The sequence below is a fragment of the Bifidobacterium sp. UTCIF-39 genome, from assembly GCF_006408715.1.
Classification (GTDB): Bacteria; Actinomycetota; Actinomycetes; order Actinomycetales; family Bifidobacteriaceae; genus Galliscardovia; species Galliscardovia tissieri.
Genome location: NZ_JEOG01000005.1, coordinates 94105 through 112609 on the forward strand (window position 1 = coordinate 94105; position 18505 = coordinate 112609).

Here is an 18505-nt window from a genome sequence, read left to right on the forward strand (position 1 = left end):
GGGAAAAGGCTATAACCAAGCCCGATAGCGAAAAGCCCGTTTGGGCTTGAAACCACGCCCTTCAAGCGCATATTGTCACTACCAACAACCAAACAAACCACACTCAAGGAGACAACCTCATGGCTGAAGCCAACAAGAACTACCGTTTCGAAACCCTGCAGCTGCACGTCGGCCAGGAGCAGGCCGACCCGGCCACCGACTCCCGCGCCGTCCCGATCTACGCCACCACCTCCTACGTCTTCCACGATTTCGATCACGCCGAGGCCCGCTTCGGTCTCGCTGATCCCGGCAACATCTACGGTCGTCTGACCAACTCCACCCAGGGCGTGTTCGAGGACCGTATCGCCGCCCTCGAAGGTGGCACCGCCGGCATCGCGGTGGCCTCCGGCGCCGCGGCCGTCGAGTACGCGGTTCGCAACATCACCCAGTCCGGCGACCACATCGTCTCCTCCAAGAACATCTACGGCGGCACCTTCAACCTGCTCAAGCACACGCTGCCGCGCGACGGCATCACCACCACCTTCGTCGACCCGGAGGTTCCGCAGAACTTCGAGGATGCCATCCAGGAGAACACTAAGCTCGTCTACTTCGAGACCTTCGGCAACCCGAACGCCGACCTGCCTGACTTCGAGGCCATTTCCGAGATCGCCCACAAGCATCACCTGCCGGTGATTGTCGACAACACCTTCGCCACCCCGTACCTGTTCCGTCCGCTCGAGCACGGCGCCGATGTGGTCGTTGAGTCCGCCACCAAGTTCATCGGTGGCCACGGCACCACGCTGGGTGGTGTGGTCGTCGAAGGCGGCAAGTTCAACTGGGCCGAGGTGCCGGGCAAGTTCCCGACCCTGACTGAGCCGGATCCGTCCTACCACGGCCTGAACTTCTACGAGGCTCTGGGCGGTGCCGCATTCGTGACCCGCATTCGCGCCATCCTGCTGCGCGACACCGGCGCCACGCTCTCCCCGTTCGCCGCGTTCCTGCTCCTGCAGGGCACCGAAACCCTGTCTCTGCGCGTTGAGCGTCACGTGCAGAATGCGCTGAAGGTTGTCGAGTACCTGCAGACCGTGCCGGAAGTCGAGTCCGTCTCCCACCCGAGCATCGAGGGCCGTCGCGACCACGAGCTGTACAAGAAGTACTTCCCGAACGGCGCCGGCTCCATCTTCACCTTCGACATCAAGGGCGGCAAGGACGCGGCACGTGTGTTCATCAACAACCTGCACCTGTTCAGCCTACTGGCCAATGTCGCTGATGTGAAGAGCCTCGTCATTCACCCGGCCTCCACCACGCACTCCCAGGAGACGCTGGAGGAGCTTGAGGATCAGGGCATCCACCAGGGCACCATCCGCCTGTCGATCGGTACCGAGAACATCGAGGACATCCTCGACGATCTCAAGGCCGGCTTCGAGGCCGTCCGCGCCTCCGGCCTCGCCAAGTGACGCCGATCACGGGGAAGCTTACTCGCGTATAGGAAAATAACGGACGTACACCGCCGGGGGATGCGGTGCGCGTCCGTTTTCCTATATTCACCAATCATCGTGCGGTCCAAACCGCCTTGGCCCGACAGCCGTCAGTCGGTGCCGCAGACGCCATCCAGGAATTCCCGAACATAGATCAGCGCGGAACCGATCACATCCTGATCAGGCCTGCAGGCGCTTTTTCGAATCGTGAAATCATCGTCGGGGAAGGCGCTGATCCGATTCACCCTCATTCGCAGCTCGACGATGTCGTCGGTGGTGAGAAACTGTCCGGCCTGTCCGCCCACGATCACATCGCAGTTGAGCACCGTGCGCATGTTCTTGATCGCCTGGGCCAGATGATCGAGATACAGACTGAAAATACGACGATGCGCGTACTCGTCGTCGCGCACCTGATTGAAGAACTCGTCCAGGGTCTCGTCACGTTGGCTGATCAGCACGCGTGCCGAACAGTAGACGTCCGCGCATCCCCGCTGTCCGCAGTAGCATTCATCGCCGTCCGGTACCAGGGTCATGTGTTCGATCGTGCCGTTCTTCATCGTACCGCCCTGACGTAGCCTGCCGTCGATGATCACCGCGCCGCCCATATACTGTTCAAGATAGATGCACAACGCATCATCGATCGACGGATCCAGCCAGAGCTCGGCCATGGCCGAGGCATCCGAATCGTGGATGAACGTGCACGGCACCGTGAGCTTCCGTTCGAATTCCTCCAGACCCAGCCCGGTATTGCCCAGAATGTCACCGAATACGATGCTCCGGCCGTCGGGCGACACGATGCCCTGCATGCAGAACGCCACGCCGATCACATGATCGCCGTCCTCGCCAAGCGAGCCGATGAACTGGTCGATGAGCTGACAGATACGGTGATAGTAGGCGTGTGCGTGCCGGTAGGGAAGCCTTCCCGTGGCGCGTTTGATGCAGGTGCCACGCAGATCCACCGCGCACAGGATGATCTGCCGGGCCGTCATACGTACGCCGATGGCGATGGCCGCGCGATTATTGAACGTATAGATTTGCGGCTTACGTCCGCCGGTCGACTTGAAGAAGCCGCCGCGTCGGATCAGCCCGTCGGCCTCAAGATCGCGCAGGTTCTGCGTGATCGTGGGCAGACTCATGTTCAGGGCGCGCATGATGTCCTGCTTGGACGAGCCCTGGTTGCGGTAAATATGGTCAAGCACCTGATGACGGTTGTGCACCTTGACCTGCGCCGTTGTTGCAGTTGCCAATCGAAAGCCTTTCTTCCCGGTTCATTGTAATGGACGGACGATTCACGGACGAGTTCATCGACCAATGAAAAGATCATGGGTACGATGGCAGAGAACGTTCGACGGAATGGATGGTGCCATGGGACGACATACGGCGCAGGCGGTGCAGGCTCGACGTGGACGCGGCGACAATACGAACGCCACGAGTGCCTCACGGATCGCGACTTCACGACGGACCGCGGACCCGGAGGTACGGAACGGCGGCGAGGCAGTGGCCCGCGCCGTGGATCTGGTCAAGACCTACGGAGACAAGGACACGGCTGTAGTGGCGCTCGACCATGTGAGCGTGGAGTTCATGCGTGGTCAGATGACCGCCATCATGGGCCCGTCCGGCTCCGGCAAATCCACACTCATGCATTGCATGGCGGGACTGGACGTGCCGACATCCGGCAAGGTGTTCGTGGAAGGCCTTGAAGTATCGGCCATGGGACAACGGCAGCTGACGAAACTGCGCCGCGAGCAGATCGGCTTCATCTTCCAGTCGTTCAATCTGGTGCCCACGCTGAGCGCCGAGGAGAACATCCTGCTGCCGTTGCAGATCGCCGGTCGGCCCATCGACCGTGCGTGGTTCGACCATGTGGTGCATGTGGTGGGTCTGGAACAACGACTCACGCACCGGCCCAGCCAGTTGTCCGGTGGCCAGCAGCAGCGTGTCGCCTGCGCCCGCGCCCTGATGGCCCGTCCATCCGTCATCTTCGCCGACGAGCCCACCGGCAACCTCGATTCGCGATCCAGCCGGGAGGTGCTGAGCTTCCTCAAACAGTCCGTGCACGACTACGGGCAGACCATCGTTATGGTGACGCATGACCCGCGCGCGGCCTCCTACGCCGATCGTGTGCTTGTCCTCGCCGACGGCCGCATCGTCAACGACATGAGCAATCCCTCCTACGAGCAGATCCTCGACGTGTTCGCCGCCGAAGGCGACACGGATGGTGTGGATGAACCGATTGCCCAAAAGTCGATGGGAACGATGGAAGGCGGGGCTACCGTATGATCCGGATCGGATTGCGCGACGCCCGCGCCCATTTCTCGCGATTCGTGATGTCGATCATCGCGATCGCGCTGGGCGTATCGTTCGTGGTCGGATCGTTCTGCTTCCGCGAGCTGATGAACGACCAGGTCGACCAGATGATGGGATCGAACACCGACCATGATGTGTACGTGCGCGGCAGCGACGAGAAGAAGGACGACGATACGGACGCCTCGTCCTCGTCGATGACGACCTACAACACCATCGACGACTCACTGGTGGATGACGTCAAAACCGTCAAGGGCGTCGGCACCGCGGAGGTCGTCTATTCCGTCAGTGGTTCCCTCGTACTGGTGAAGCAGGACGGCAATGCCGTGTCCACCATGGGATCGCCCACCATGGGCATCGGATTGGAGAAGGGCACCTGGCGGTCCGCCCACCTCACCGAGGGCCGATGGGCCGAAAACCGCGACGAGATGGCGTTGCACTCCTACGCCGCCGAAGCTGCGGGACTCAAGGTGGGGGACACCACCAAACTCGTCTACCCATCCGGGCCGGAGGACGTGAAGGTGGTCGGCATCTTCAACACCGACGTGTCACAGGCCGGCGCGATCATCATCGGACTCGCCCCCAGCGTGGCCAAGGATCTGTACCAGCAGCAGACCGGCGAGATCGGCCAGACCCAGTACATCGGGGTCTATGGAACCGGCAACAAGGGACAGCCGCTCAGCGGCGAACAGCAACAGGCGCTCGCCGACCGCATCAATCAGGCCCTGCCCGCCGGCTCCAAGGCGCATGCGATCACGGGCGATCAGCTACGTGACGAATACTCGAAATCCATCAAGGACATGCTCGGCTTCATCCAGCCGCTGATCCTCATCTTCGCGGTGATCGCGCTGTTCGTCGGTTCGTTCATCATCGCCAACACGTTCTCCATGATCGTGCGTGAATCGATGCGGGGATACGCGCTGCTGCGATCCGTCGGAGCCTCGCCCATGCAGGTGTTCTCCACGGTGATCATCCAGGCGCTGCTGCTCGGTCTGGTCGGCTCGGCGGCAGGCATCGGGCTGGGCTGGGGCATGGTGCGACTCATCGTGTTCGGCATGGCGAAGATGGGAACACCGCTGAGCGGAACCGCCAGTCCGAGCGTATCCGACATGCTCGTCGGACTGGTGGTCGGCGTGGTCGTCACGTTCATCGGAGCGGCTCTGCCGGCCCGGCGCGCCGCCATGGCGCCGCCCATCCAGGCGATGAACGAGACCGTCAATCCGGAGAAGCCGGTACGGGCGCGGGCGATCATCGGCGCGATCATGGTCGCTCTCGGCGTGGTGGCCTGGCTGTTCTGCTGGCGGATCGCCACGGTGGATGGCACCCCCACCCCGGTCGGTTTCCTTAACACGATCGCCGATCGGTATGGTACCGGCTGGCCGCTGGGCGTTGGCGCCGGACTTATCGTCATCGGCGTGATCGTATTGGCCCCGGCACTGGTTCGCCCGGCTGGTCTCGTGCTGGGATTCCTGCCATCGCTCGTGTTCCGGGTGACCGGTTGTCTTGCCGTACGTAACCTGTCCCGGCAGAAACGACGCACGGCGAACACCGCCGCGGCACTGTTCGTGGGCGTGGCGATCGTCAGCTGTCTGGCCGTGGTGGCCGCATCCGCCAAGGCGTCGGTCGCAGGCATCGTCGACACGGGACTCAAATCCGACTTCGCGGTGTCGTCCGCGGCCAACGGGCAGATCCCCGACGCCGCGGTCGATGCCGTCAAGAAGGTCGACGGCGTGAAATCGGTATCCACCAGCCGCATGCTGATGAACGTCAAGTACGATGGCAAGCGCATCAACGGTACCTCGTTCGCCGAACAGCCGTCGCTGTTCACCGACGTGTTCGCCCCGGTCGTCGTATCCGGAGACGCGAACAAGGCGCTGCATGACGGCGAGCTTGTGGTGGGCGAGACCATCGCCAAGGATCGCGACTGGCACGTCGGCGATACGGTGACCATGACCGGCGAACGTGTCAGCGTGGACGAGGAGGCCACCGCCAAGGCGCAGGCAGACTGGCAGGCCCAGACGCAGGCGAAGGTCGACGCGCTACAGCAGGAGGCGAAGAAACTGGCGATGGCCGGCGATTCCGCGGGAGCCCAGACCAAGGCCGCCGAAGCGCAGCAGGCCGTCGCGGACGCGCAGAACGTGGACCCGTCCACGCTGGTCCGTACGAAAACCGAGACCACCACGGCTACGGTGAAGGTCGGTGCGGTCATTTCGAACGCCGTCTATCGCACGATGGTGCTGATGAACGACGAGACCGCCGAAAAGCTCGCCGACCAGCAGACCATGTTCACGATCCAGCTGTTTATCGCCGCGAAGGACGGCACGGATATCGAAGCGTTGCGGGGACGTCTGGTCAAGGCGGTCAAACCGTATTACGTGCTGTCGGTGCTTGACCGGGAGGACTACAAGTCCACCATGAGCTCGATGGTGGATCAGATCCTCGTCATCCTGTACGCGTTGCTCGCACTGTCGATCGTGATCGCGATCTTCGGCATCGTGAACACCCTGGCGCTGTCGGTGTCGGAACGCACCAAGGAGATCGGTCTGCTGCGGGCGATCGGCACGTCGCGGGGTCAGGTGCGTGGCATGCTGGCCATCGAGGCGGCGATCATATCGGTGTTCGGTACGTTGCTCGGACTGGTTACGGGTGTGGGTGCCGGCGTGGTGATCCGTGCCGTGTACAGCAGCAAGGGATTGGAGACGCTCAGTGTTCCCTGGGATCAGCTTGGGGCGTTCCTTGCGCTGTCGATTCTGGTCGGTTTGCTGGCCAGCGTGCAGCCGGCCGGTCGCGCGCTGCGAAAACCGGTACTCGACGCCGTCGCGTCGGAGTAGGGGAGAGCCGATGGGATCGGATACTGGACTGCACTGCAGAATAACGCCGGCATGATCTTGGTGATCGCATGATCTTGGCGATCGTATGGAAGGAAGATGAATCATGACATATGCATTCAGGCCGCATGTTCCCGAGTTGACCATGGCTTCGGGGCCGTGCTCGATCTATCCACAGGTGCTGTCCGCCATGGGCACGCAGATGGTGCACCATCGCACCGATGATTTCGTGGCACTCATGCGGTCGGTGAGTGATGATCTGTCCATGCTGTTCCGCACCGTCGGACGGGTGCTGCCGGTGGAAGGGGAGTCGATTCTCGGACTGGAGATGGCCGCCTACAATCTGGTCGAACCCGGGGACGTGTGCATCAATCTGGCATCGGGATATTACGGTGCCGGGTACGCGAAGGTGTTGCGCGGTTACGGCGGCACGGTGGTGGATGTCGCCGTGCCCTACGACACCAGTGTGTCGATCGAACAGGTGCGTGCGGCGCTGGACGCCCATCCGGAGGCGAAGGTGCTGGCGTTCGTGCATTCCGAGACTCCGTCGGCATCGGAGAATCCGATGGAGGAGATCTGTCGCGAATGCCATAGCCGCGGCGTGCTGACCATCGTCGACTCGGTCTCCGGCGTCGGTGGCTCCGACGTACGCTTCGATGAATGGGGCGTTGACGTTTGCGTCACCGGACCGCAGAAATGTCTGGGCTCCACGCCTGGCATGTCGCTGGTGGCAGTGAGTGACCGAGCCTGGGAGCGTGCCTGTCGGGTGATCGCCGAAACGGGCAGATACGATCGCTCCTACCTGTGCCTGCTGCCGTGGCGGTCATGGGTGGAACGCGACTACGTGCCGTATACGCCGCCGATCTCCAGCATCTACGGGCTGAAGGCCGCACTTGACATCGTGGCGGACGAGGGGCTCGACAATGTGATCGCCCGGCATGAGACCGCGGCCCGCGCCACGCGTGCCGGCATCCGGGACATGGGACTCGACCTATGGGTGGATGACGAGTCGCATATGGCCAATTCGGTGACCGCCGTGCGTGTGCCGGACGGCATCGACGACACGATGTTGCGCGGTCTCATGGACGAACGGTACGGTCTGCACATCTCCGGTGGTCTGGGCGAGGAGGCAGGTAAGCTGATCCGCATCGGTCACATGGGGTATACGGCCAGCCGGCAGAAAGTGCTCACCGCGTTGTCGGTTCTGGGCTCGGTGCTGATGGAGTTGGGATATCCCGTGGACATGACCGGCGGGCTGCAGGCCGCGTCGGCGGCATGACGCCGTCTTTGCTATGGTGGTTGTCTTCGCTATGTTGATAGACTCGGCGTGCATTAATTCCAGAACGCATATTCGGGCCGGAGGGCGGCCCGCAGGATGGTTTCGCAGTGAAGAAACAACAGAACACCATGTTGTCGACCAATACCACCAATACCAGTGACGTGCCGGAGGGGAAGATTCCGGCGCAGACCTCCCGCACATCGGAGAATGAGAAGATCCCGCCCAAGCTCATCGGCGCGATCATCGCCGTAGGATCGCTGGCGTTCATCGGCATCCTCACCGAAACGGTCATGACCGTACTGTTCCCCGAACTCATGCGGGAACTCAACGTCGGCACATCGACCGTGCAGTGGATCACCACCGTATATCTGCTCGTGGTGTCCGCCACCATGCCGATCTCCTCATACCTCAAGCGCAAGTTCCCACTCAAGGGCATTTTCGTGGCCGCCGTGATCCTCGCGATCACCGGTTCGGTCATCATGATCTTCGGCCATTCGTTCCCCGTGCTCATCCTTGCCCGCGTCATTCAGGGCATCGGCTCGGGCGTGGCCACGCCGCTGATGATCAACATCATCCTCGAGCAGTCGCCGCGGTCCAAGATCGGCAGGCTGATGGGCGTCGGCTCGCTGGTCATCACCGTGGCGCCCGCCATCGGACCGACCGTGGGCGGCGCCGTGTCGAGCGTGCTGCCGTGGCGTGCGATCTTCGTGATCGTGATTCCGGTGATGGTCATCGCACTGATCATCGGACTGTGCTGCATTGAGCAGAAGGAGCCCACACAGGAGGCGCATCTCAATCCGCTGCAGTTCCTGGCGGTCGTGCTCGGATTGTGCGGACTGGTCATGGCGCTCAATCAGGCGGGTGTGGCCGCCGGTGCCGCCGTTTCCGGACAGTCGTACACCCATGCACTGGCGTTCGCGGTGGCCAGCCTGATCGTGGGCGTACTGTCCCTGCTGTTCTTCGGCTATTCGTCGAAGCGTTCGTTCTCGCCGCTGATCCGACTGGGAATCCTGCGCGATCCGGTGGTGCTGCTGCATCTGCTCGCGTACACGATCCTGCCGATCGTGGGCATCGGATTCGGCTACGTGATCACCAACCTTGCCCAGTTGTCGCTGGGCACGAACGCGTTCCTCGCCGGTGCACTGGTACTGCCCGGCGCGCTGATCGGCGCGTTCTTCGCCCCGGTTGGCGGCATGCTCTATGACCGGTTCGGTCCCACCCGCCCCATCCTCACCGCATTCGCAGTGGCGATCGTCGGCCCGGTGCTGCTGCTCGTGTTCTCCATGCGGCTGACGCCGGAACTGCTCGCCGGATTCTATTTCATCTTCGGTCTGAGCTATGCGCTGGGTTTCTCGAACATCATGACCAGTGCGTTGTCGCAGATCCCTCATCAGTTCGCCCCCGACGGCAATGCGATCTTCAACACGATGCTCCAGTTCGGCGGTGCCGCGGGAACGGCCCTGTTCTCCACGATCCTGACCATCGCCCAGGCCGGTTCCGGCGACGAGGGCACGCCCGGGTTCGCGCATGCCACGGCCGTGGGTGGCGCGTGGACCTTCGCCACGATGATCGTGATCTGCGTGATCGCCTACGTGGCCTTGGTCTGCGCGTTCCTCATCCGCGCCAAGCGCGTGGAAGCGGTCGGCTGATTCAGCGTTCGCGAATACGGTGATCAGCCATATGGCTGATGCCGATGCTAGCCACTACGGCGGTTATCGTCCTCAGGGATGATGACCGCCGTTGTGGTTTTTCGCCCCTGCGCACGATGGGGTGCGCAGCACATTCCCCGTACCGTTGCAGATATCAGCAAACGATCGGCGAACGTTAGGCCGTTCGTCAGGATGCAATGACAGCAACACGACACGAAGGGATACGACCATGGGACGGCATATGCGGACTCAAGATGAAACGGCAATGGCCAGCGCATCGAGGTACGGTGGCGAAGCGGACAACAGCCGCTCATCGGTGGCGATCGAGGCAATCGGCCTGACCAAGGACTATGGCGAGGGCGACACCGTGGTGCATGCGCTGCGCGGGGTGGACGTCTGCTTCGAGCAAGGCAGATTCACGGCGATCATGGGACCGTCAGGTTCCGGCAAATCCACGCTCATGCACACGCTTGCCGGCCTCGACTCCGCCACCAGCGGACATATCCTGCTCGGCGGCGAGGATCTGACCGCCATGAACGACCGGCAGCTGACACTGCTGCGCCGCAAGCGCATCGGATTCATCTTCCAAAGCTTCAATCTGCTTCCCATGTTCACCGCCGAGCAGAACATCCTCATGCCACTCACCCTCGCCGGTGCCAAACCTGACCGGGGCTGGATGCGCACGCTCGTTCGCACGCTTGGACTCGAGCAGCGACTCAACCATCGCCCGAACGAACTGTCCGGCGGCCAGCAGCAGCGTGTGGCCATCGCCCGCGCACTGATCACACGCCCCAGCGTCGTGTTCGCCGACGAGCCCACCGGCAACCTCGATTCCGTATCCAGCGCTGAAGTGCTTGACTTCCTCAAACGATCCGTACGCGAACTCAAGCAGACCATCATCATGGTCACGCATGACGCCGTCGCCGCGTCATACGCCGACCGGGCCATCGTGTTCGCCGACGGTCGCATCGTGGCCGACGAACCGAACCCCACAGCCGACCGCATGAACGAACTGCTGATGGAGGAACGGCAGCGCGCCACCGCCTTGGCCATGACCTACTGACGGCCGACGACCACGCGCACCACATAACAGAGGAAACGAGAGACCATCATGCTGTCCATCACCATACAACTCATGAAACGCAGCGCGAAGATGCTGATTCCCGCCGGCATCGCCATCCTCATCGGCACGCTGTTCATCTCCAGCACGTTCCTGTTCGGCAACACGCTCGACTATTCGATACGCCGACAGATCACCGCCGATTTCGGCGGCGCCAACTACGTGGTCAATGCCGGAGCCGCCGACGACATCACCACCTCCCGATCCGTCGACGACTTCAGGCTCGACGACATCCGAGCCATCACGGGCGTTGACGGTGTGCGGGTCTCCACCGCTCTGCCGTTGCAGATCAGCAATGCCGACGGCAAGCATTCCACCACCACCATGGTTCCCACGGCCGATAACGCCAGTGCGATGATGCCGATGACGATGGCCGAAGGACATTGGCCAAGCGCCAACGGAGAAATCGCGATTCCCGCCGACGTGGCCAAACGACTCGGCGTGCGTGTGGGCGACACGGTGCGCGTCGACAACTCCACCATGTTCGGTTCCGCCGACATGGGTGATATGACATCCACCCTTGACGAAACGGTTGTGGGACTCACCCGTGACGACAACGGTGCCTACGCCGGCAACGGTGGCGCAAGCGCCATGGCCGGCGACGATTTCGCCGTCATGAACGCGGTCCAGGATTTCGGCAAGGTACCCGCCTATGCGGTGTATCTGCTCATCAACGCGCCGCAGGGGTCCACCAACGCCACGATCATCGACCAGATCAAGAAGACCGTGCCGCACGCCCTCGCCGTACTTGACATCAACGAGTACGGGGACAAGCAGATGGAGTCGATGAGCAAAAGCGGCACCAACATCATCACCACGTTCATGCTTGCCTTCGGAGCGCTTGCCATGGTCGTCGCCGCTCTGGTGATTGGCAACACGTTCCAAGTGCTTGTCGCTCAGCGCCGCCGTACGCTGGCGTTGCTGCGCACCATCGGAGCGCAGAAGGGCCAGCTGTATCGGTCGGTGATCCTCGAGGCGGCGCTTCTGGGCTTCATCGCCTCCGCGCTCGGTGTGGCAGCGGCGTTCGGACTCATCGGCATCATGCATGCCGCAGGTGCCAACTATCAGGGACTCGTGTTCTCCGTGATCCCCAGTCCGGAGGCGTTCTGGGTGCCGATCGCCTTCGGCATGGTCGTGACTATGATCGCCGCCATCGGGTCCGCACGATCCGCCACCCGGGTCACTCCGCTTGAGGCATTGCGTCCTGTGGAACTTGTCGAAGGCAAGCGTTCCGGACTGTTCCGTACGGTATCCGGCATCCTTCTGGTGATCCTGGGCCTGGCACTGACCGGTGTGGCGCTCTGGCAGAATCACGTGGCGGTCAACGGCGGCCGTATGCTGATCAATGCCTCATCGGCACCGCTGCTCATGGCGATGGGCGGTGTGGCGCTGATCTTCCTCGGACTCCTGTTCTCCGCCATCCGCTGGCTGCCATGGGTGCTTTCCGGCATCGGCGCGCTGGTCTCGCACATCGGTCCGTCCGCTGTCATCGCGGCCGCGAATATCCGCAAGAACCCGCGACGCGTGGCCGCCACCGGATCCGCATTGCTCATTGGCGTCACCCTCGTCTCCTGCATCGGCACGGGCGCGGCCAGCGCCAAGGCCACCATGGCCGATGCGCTCGACTCGCGCTACGGGGTGGACATCACCATCACCGGTGCCGATCTCAACGCCGACCTTGCCACAACAATCGCCGGAACCAAGGGCGTCAAGGCGGCCGAGGCGGTACAGACGTCCATGGCGCAATGGAATGATGGCCACGGCCACGACGTCACCGTGCAAGTCGTCGGCATCAGCGAGGCGCAGCGCAATGCCGTACTCAATATCAGCGCAGGCATGCATGCCATCGATTCCCGCAGCATCGAAATGATGAATACGATGGGCGACAGTAAGAACCCGATCGCAGACGGCTCCGATGTCACCATACGATTCGGCAAGCCCGAGGGCGACGCATTCACCGCAGTCGGGGAGAAGACCCTGACCGCGCACAAGTCCGATTTCCGAATCTCCGACGACTACGTCGGCACCGCACTCGTCGATTCGACCGTGCTCGCCGATGCCACCGGCGGCGATACGGTCACGCAGATCTGGGTGAAATCCGACGGCACCACAAGCGCGACCGACCTGTTCACCAACGTGAAGGATGCCGTAAGCTCGGAAAACGGCGTGAACGTGACCGGTTCCATCGCCGAGCGCGCGCAATGGGAGCAGATGGTCGACATGCTCATGATGGTGTTGGTGGCGCTGCTCGCCGTGGCCGTGTTCATCGCACTGGTGGGCGTGGCCAACACGCTCTCCCTGTCGGTGATCGAACGCACCCGTGAATCGGCCACATTGCGGGCCATCGGCATGACCCGCGGTCAGCTTCGCGGCTCGCTGGCGGTAGAGGCGCTGCTGATCTCCCTGGGGTCCGGTGTGGTCGGCGTCATACTCGGTACGGTGTTCGGCTGGGTGGGAGCCACCGTCGTATTCTCCGATTTCGGTGCCGTGCAGTATCCCGTCGAATGGGAGACCGTCGTTGCGGTACTGATCGTGTCCGCCGTGGCCGCGCTCATCGCCAGCATCGTTCCCGCGCGACGAGCCGTCCGCACGCCGCCGGTCGCCGCGCTCGCCGAAGCCTGACCGGACGACGAACAGATGAAACCGTCACCGAACTGTTCCCGAACATCTACGCGATGGTGAGCTTCCGTTCAGGTTCGCCATTCATACTCGGAGACAACGGTTAAGAGAAGAACCGAAACACCAAAGTGGTGCCCGCACGACGCATCTACGGATGCGAAACGGCGGGCATCGTCAATTGTGTCACTGTTGTGCCTCGTATGCGTCGCATGACCGCAATGATCACACCAGGTGGTTTTCATAGGCGAACACCACGGCCTGAACACGGTCACGGGCGTTGATCTTCGCAAGAATATGCGCCACATGCGTCTTGACGGTGGACAGACTGACAAACAGCTTGTCGGCGATCTCCTGATTGCTCAATCCATGCGCGATCTCGATCAGCACCTCGCGTTCACGATCCGTCAGCAGATCAAGCTCCGGATCGGTGTACACCGCGGCCTGAACGGGGAAGGGATGCTGCGCGGCGGCATTCCCCGCCTGACTCATCTTCTCGATCAGACGTTTGGTGGCCGAAGGCGCGATGATCGCATTGCCCTGATACACCGTACGGATCGAACTGAGCAGCGACTCGGGCTCGGCATCCTTGAGCAGAAATCCCGACGCCCCGGCGTTGATCGCCGCCATCACATACTCATCCAGATCAAACGTCGTGAGAATGATCACGCGGGTCAGCGGCGCGTTTGCCCCGCCACAGTGCTCGGTGATCAGGCGAGTGGCCTCGATGCCATCCATACCGGGCATACGCACGTCCATCAGCACCACATCGGGATGCAGTCGACGCACCAGCTCCACGGCCTGTGCCCCATCGCCGGCCTGTCCGACCACATCAAGATCCTTCTGCGAGCCGATCACCATGGCGAATCCGGCTCGGACCAACTCCTGATCATCGGCGATCACCACACGAATGGGGGATGAGGGCTCCGCGTCCGCGGATTCGATGGCCCCGGTCATATTCACGTCAGTCACGGACACTCCTTCTTCGTTCACTGCTTCAACTCTAGCTGCTCGTCAAGTGAAACCGCCGGAACCAGACGCATCTGGTCCTTCCGGGGCGTCTCATCGCTGAACCCGGTCTCACGCAGCACGCCCAGCAGCTGCCGCATGCGCTTCAGTGCGGCACGCCCCTCCGTGGCAATGCCTTCGAATGCGGCGGCGATCGAATCGGCGTCCGCGTTGCCCGAATCGATCGTCCGCAATCCCGCATCGGTCTTGCCGATCACCCCCAGCAGCGTGTCGGTCACATCGGTCTGGATGTTCGCGCTGATCCGATCGCGCTCCATATTCGCAGCCAGGATCTTCTGCTTGCGTTCCTCGGCACGCAGCGCCTCCTCGCGAGCCTGCAACACCAGCAAGTTCGATCCGCGCGAGCGCGACCACATGCCTGCGGCCATGGCACCCATCAGGGTGATGAACGTGGCGACCGTGTATATGGCCACCGCCCACAACACCGACGGCAGGGACATCGTCGACGGTTCGATGAACCCAGCCGGCCATTCTCCTGCCAGCATCGTGATAGCCCGGAAGATCGTGTTTATCCCGTACGCCACCGACACCATCACCTTGACCGCGAACAGCACCGAACCGATGCCGATCGTCGGAATCACCCAACGTCTGGCCGTCCGAGGCCCGTACAACGTCACCGAATACACGGAATACACCGACACCAGCCCCGCCACGGTGATCCATGGCAAGAACAGGAGCTGCAGTATGGTCAACACCGCGAATACGGCTGCACTCGCCTGCGGGAACCGTCGACGCCAGATCAACGGCACTGTCACGATGATATTCGACCACGACCAGCCCAGCAGAGCTGGGGAACCGTAATAGACCGCGATGCTCCCGTCCGTAGACGAGGAGGCCTCATTGGTCGGCGCGCCGAACAGCACGAGAATCAGCACCACATACAGGGTGTCCATGATCAGATAATGACGCTCCGTCCACTGGGAGAGCCGCTCGATCACATTGAGTCGGGAGCGCTCCGGTGAGTCCGGCAACGCCCCCAATTGCTTCACTGAACGTATGAACGAGCGATGATGCTCGAGCAGCGCCTGCTTCAAGCCGCTGGCGATCCCGGTGGAATCGTCGTTCTGATTCGATTGGCCCGTTACCGACGTCGACACGGGTTCCGTTGTGGGAGCGGGACTCGACGAAACAGATTCCTGTCCATCAGTCGGCGTGGGCACGGCCCCGACCGCCGACTGCACCGACGATGTTGACTGCGTTATCGGCATCGACTGCGCCGACGATGCCGGCACCCCCGATCGGTCTCCGCCAGGGAAGGGGATGAACGTGGTCACCTCGAAGCCGCCGCCAAGACGCGGTCCGGCAGAGCACGAGCCACCCAATGAGTCGAGCCGCTCCCTCATGCCGATCAGACCATAGCCCGGTTTGTGCCCATCATCGGCGGACGTAAGCCCCCGGCCATCATCAGACACGCGGATCATCAATCCATCCTCGGACCAGCGTTCCTCCACGGACACGTGCACATTCGTTCCCGCATATTTGCGGACATTGGTCAGCGCCTCCTGCACCACGCGATATGCGGTGCTCGCGGCCAGCGTACTCAGCCTGTCCGGATTCGGAGTGCCAAGAACCGTATGGGTGATGCGCACGTCCGTCGACGCCGCGTCCGCCTGCCGCACCAGACCGGCGATATCGGCATAGCCTGGTGCGTGGGCGAACGAATTCGTGTCGGTTCCGTCGTCTCCTCCGATGGGGGAAATGGATGAAATGGGGGAGACAACGTCACCGGTGTGCGCTCCGAAAATGCCGAGCAGTCGTTTCATATCGCCCAATGCACGCACGCTCTCATGCCGGATCGTCTCCATGGTGGATCGTGCGAGCACGGGATCGTTCGCCCCGGCGAACCGACCGCCGTCCGCCTGCACGATGATGATCGACAGCGTATGGGCCACCACGTCATGCATGTCCCGCGCAATGCGGGCACGCTCGGCGAGCGCGGCGATATGCGCCTCCTCCTCGCGCCTCGACTCCAACGCGGCATTACGCTCCTGCATCATGCGCACCGTCTGCGTCTTCGCCCGCTGCCAGTAGCCCATCACGATCACCGCGGCGAGCGGTGCCGCGATCATCATCAACGTCAGCAGAAAATCCGTCCGAAGCGTCTGATTGCAGAAGTCGAGATCCATCACTCCCGACGCCACACAGTCATAGAACCCGATCTCATGCCGTTCGCTCACCGGTATCGTCAATGGTCCGAAATCCTGCACACCGGCGTTGACGCCCGCCGCAACCAGAGTCATCCCCGCCGCGATGACGATGAACGCTCGGATTGCGTCGCGTTCGCCATACACGATCACCGTGTAGACGTGAATGAGCGCGAAGCAGTTGCTGAACACCAAGGCAGGCCCGAACACCAGCTGTATCAGGCAGAGCAGTACGAACGCGATGGCACTGGCCCGGGGCAGCCGCCGTCGGAGCGCCAACGGCAGACAGTACATCCATGTCCAGAACTGCAACACTGCATTGTTATCCGCGTAATGGAAGAGCAGTCCATCCTGTAACGAGCCGTAGCCCGTGATGGCTGTGCACAGCGATGTCAGTACCAGTGCGAGCAGCGTGTCGGGAATGAGTACGAGATTGCCCTGACCCGTCGTCATGATGCGGCGGATCGTTCCCCTGCCTTTGAAAATCTCCATTGGTTTCACAATAGTCCCGTGATTTCCCGACGGCCATCATGCCAGAGGACGACGGCCGATACATGGGTGTGCGAGTATGGGCATGGACGGAACAGGCAAGGACAGGCAAGGAGATGCGTGATGACGTTGCTGGCCAAATATCATGTACCGGGACTGGTGGTGGAGGATCATGCCATCGAAGTACCCCTCGACTGGCATGGACGGGATCCGATGGATGTCGTCCGATCCGGATTCGGCGAGACGGATGATGGCGGTGAAACGATCGGCTTGTTCTACCGGGTGCTGTGCGCTCCGGAGCATGTGCATGATGATCTTCCGTTGCTGGTCTTTCTGCAGGGAGGCCCCGGCGGACAGTGCCCGCGGCCACTCGGGCCGGACGATGACGGATGGATCGCCGAGGCGATACGGCACTTCCGTGTGATCCTGCCGGATCAGCGTGGCACCGGACGCTCCTCACGTGTGGAGCCCAGGTCGATCGATGGGATGAGCGCACGTCAGGCGGCTGACTATCTCAAACGATTCCTTGCGGATTCCATCGTCCGTGATTTCGAATATCTTCGGCTCACCGAGTTCCGCGGACAGCGTTGGGTGAGTCTGGGACAGAGCTATGGCGGATTCCTGACACTCACGTATCTGTCGCTGTTTCCGCGCGCGTTGGCGGCCTCGTTCACCACGGGTGGCATTCCGCATGTGCCTGCCAGTGCCGACGAGGTGTATGCGCATACGTTCCCGCGTATGATGCGCAAGACGCGACAGTATTACGAACGGTATCCGCAGGATCGTGCGCGTGTGGCCGCAGTGGCGGATCTGCTTGCCGGGGGAGAGGTGCGGTTGCCGAATGGCGATCCGTTCTCCGTACGTCGATTGCAGATGCTCGGCTCGGATTTCGGCATGAAACCCAGTTTTGAACGATTGCATTGGCTGATCGATCAGGCGTTCGTGGATGGTGCCTTCGGGGCCGACGAACACTCCGGCAAGATCCGTGAATCGGCGAATCTGTCGTCGGGATTCGCGATGGAGGTTCTGGCACGCACCGCGTCGTATGGTCGACCGCTCTACTGGCCGTTGCAGGAGTTCATCTACGCCGACGGCGAGCTGGAGAAGCCCATCCGGTGGGCGGCGTGGTCCGAACTGCAGCGGCATCCCGAATTCGCCGTGGATGCACGTCCGCTCATGTTCACCGGCGAGGCGGCATTGCCGTGGATGTTCGAGGAGGACAGTGCATTGGTGCCGCTCCGTCCGGCGGTGGATGTGCTGATGCAGGACACGCATTTCGGTCGCATCTATGATGCTGACCAACTGGCTCGCAACGAGGTGCCGTTGCAGGCCGCCGTCTACTTCGACGACATGTACGTGGATTCCGGCATGCAGTTGGATACGCTCTCGCGCATCGGCAATGCGCACGCCTGGGTGACGAACGAGTTCGAGCACGATGGCGTGCATCATGGCACGACCGTGTTCCGTCACCTGTATGAGGAGGCGCTGTATCGCGGGGATCTGGACTCGCTGCTGTAGCAACGGGGATCGGAGGACGGGTTTGCTGACGGAAAACGGCTGGTGCGAAGCACGATGCTTCACACCAGCCGT

General features: G+C 62.1%; 11 protein-coding genes. 8 read left to right on the forward strand and 3 right to left on the reverse strand.

Annotation, left to right across the window (positions count from 1 at the left end):
• Positions 1 to 119: 119 nt before the first annotated feature.
• Positions 120 to 1436, forward strand: coding sequence for an O-acetylhomoserine aminocarboxypropyltransferase/cysteine synthase family protein (locus EP30_RS03240; RefSeq protein WP_094663584.1), 1317 nt, complete (start codon positions 120 to 122; stop codon positions 1434 to 1436).
• 131 nt (positions 1437 to 1567) lie between these two features.
• On the opposite strand, the gene EP30_RS03245 is transcribed toward EP30_RS03240, so the two are convergent.
• Positions 1568 to 2704, reverse strand: coding sequence for an ROK family transcriptional regulator (locus tag EP30_RS03245; protein WP_258185340.1), 1137 nt, complete (start codon positions 2702 to 2704; stop codon positions 1568 to 1570).
• 118 nt (positions 2705 to 2822) lie between these two features.
• Between EP30_RS03245 and EP30_RS03250 the strand changes: the two genes are divergently transcribed.
• From EP30_RS03250 to EP30_RS03275, 6 genes are all read left to right on the forward strand, one after another.
• Positions 2823 to 3737 (forward strand): ABC transporter ATP-binding protein, encoded by a 915-nt coding sequence (locus tag EP30_RS03250; protein ID WP_140556089.1) that lies wholly within the window; start codon positions 2823 to 2825, stop codon positions 3735 to 3737.
• Positions 3734 to 6592 (forward strand): ABC transporter permease, encoded by a 2859-nt coding sequence (locus EP30_RS03255; RefSeq protein ID WP_140556091.1) that lies wholly within the window; start codon positions 3734 to 3736, stop codon positions 6590 to 6592. The genes EP30_RS03250 and EP30_RS03255 overlap by 4 nt, the downstream gene beginning before the upstream one ends.
• A 103-nt stretch (positions 6593 to 6695) precedes the next feature.
• Positions 6696 to 7868 (forward strand): alanine--glyoxylate aminotransferase family protein, encoded by a 1173-nt coding sequence (locus tag EP30_RS03260; protein ID WP_140556093.1) that lies wholly within the window; start codon positions 6696 to 6698, stop codon positions 7866 to 7868.
• Between the two features lie 128 nt (positions 7869 to 7996).
• Entirely contained in the window at positions 7997 to 9517 is a 1521-nt protein-coding gene (locus EP30_RS03265; protein ID WP_140556222.1) for an MDR family MFS transporter, read from the forward strand.
• Between the two features lie 265 nt (positions 9518 to 9782).
• Positions 9783 to 10580 carry an ABC transporter ATP-binding protein gene (locus tag EP30_RS03270; protein WP_094663592.1) on the forward strand — a complete coding sequence of 266 codons (798 nt, stop codon included), beginning with the start codon at positions 9783 to 9785 and terminating at the stop codon, positions 10578 to 10580.
• Positions 10581 to 10628: 48 nt separating this feature from the next.
• Positions 10629 to 13259 (forward strand): ABC transporter permease, encoded by a 2631-nt coding sequence (locus EP30_RS03275; protein WP_140556095.1) that lies wholly within the window; start codon positions 10629 to 10631, stop codon positions 13257 to 13259.
• A gap of 219 nt (positions 13260 to 13478) precedes the next feature.
• On the opposite strand, the gene EP30_RS03280 is transcribed toward EP30_RS03275, so the two are convergent.
• Both EP30_RS03280 and EP30_RS03285 read right to left on the reverse strand, forming a co-directional pair.
• The gene (locus EP30_RS03280; RefSeq protein WP_140556224.1) at positions 13479 to 14210 is read right to left on the reverse strand and encodes a response regulator transcription factor; all 732 of its coding nucleotides are present in this window, start codon (positions 14208 to 14210) and stop codon (positions 13479 to 13481) included.
• A 32-nt stretch (positions 14211 to 14242) separates the two neighbouring features.
• Positions 14243 to 16918: a histidine kinase gene (locus EP30_RS03285; protein WP_140556098.1), complete on the reverse strand. Its 2676-nt coding sequence runs from the start codon at positions 16916 to 16918 to the stop codon at positions 14243 to 14245.
• Between the two features lie 120 nt (positions 16919 to 17038).
• Between EP30_RS03285 and EP30_RS03290 the strand changes: the two genes are divergently transcribed.
• The gene (locus tag EP30_RS03290) at positions 17039 to 18433 is read left to right on the forward strand and encodes an alpha/beta fold hydrolase (RefSeq protein ID WP_140556100.1); all 1395 of its coding nucleotides are present in this window, start codon (positions 17039 to 17041) and stop codon (positions 18431 to 18433) included.
• Positions 18434 to 18505 lie beyond the last annotated feature (72 nt).